This window comes from Vibrio sp. 2132-1 (assembly GCF_033344315.1).
This window is the reverse complement of record NZ_JAWPON010000455.1, coordinates 1-637: the sequence shown is the minus strand read 5'-3', so window position 1 is coordinate 637 and position 637 is coordinate 1. Positions and strand designations below refer to the sequence as shown.

1 protein-coding gene is annotated in these 637 nt (G+C 48.4%); it reads right to left on the bottom strand.

From position 1 onward, the window contains the following. Positions 1-608, bottom strand: a 608-nt coding sequence (gene menC, locus R8N47_RS26005) for an o-succinylbenzoate synthase (protein WP_318186204.1), incomplete at its 3' end; no start/stop codon positions are given. Positions 609-637: the final 29 nt, after the last annotated feature.

Sequence of the window (637 nt, the reverse complement as noted above, 5' to 3'; positions counted from 1 at the left end):
GACATGCTGTCGCCAGGAGCTCGGCATGGCTCTTCCAAAAACGTAATTCGTTGGCGAAGAGACGGTGTAATGTACTTAGCAAACTGCTGCGCTTTTTCGGGAGTCCAAGCGCGGTTCGCATCCAGTCGAAGCGTTAATTGAGGGATAGATTCAAGGAAGAGATTCACAAGCATGCCGTCGCGAATGGGCTCATACAGACCCACTTTCACTTTTGCCACTTTCTCACCTTCCATCTCGTTGAGTTTTGGAATCAACTCATCGGGATCGCCCGTACACAGTGGAGCAGTTTGATATTTGCCTTGCGTCGGCAAACCACCTTCTAACTCCAATTGAGCCATAGATAAGCCAAACGCAACCGAAGGATACATATTGGCATAATCAACCGGTATACCCGCGACCCAGCGTTCAGCCTGTTCTTGTAACTGAATGCCAGCCTCTTCGGTACTTTCCAAGCTAAAACCAAAAAGCGGTGCGACTTCACCTAATCCCGTGTTCTCGCCATCAGATAGCTCAACAATGTAGCCGATGCGTTCCGTCAGCTTGTTATCACGCAGTATTACGCCACTGTCCATTGGAAGGCAGTAACGGTAAATCTTTGCTTTACGCATAAATTCTGTCCTATTACGTACAACCCAAG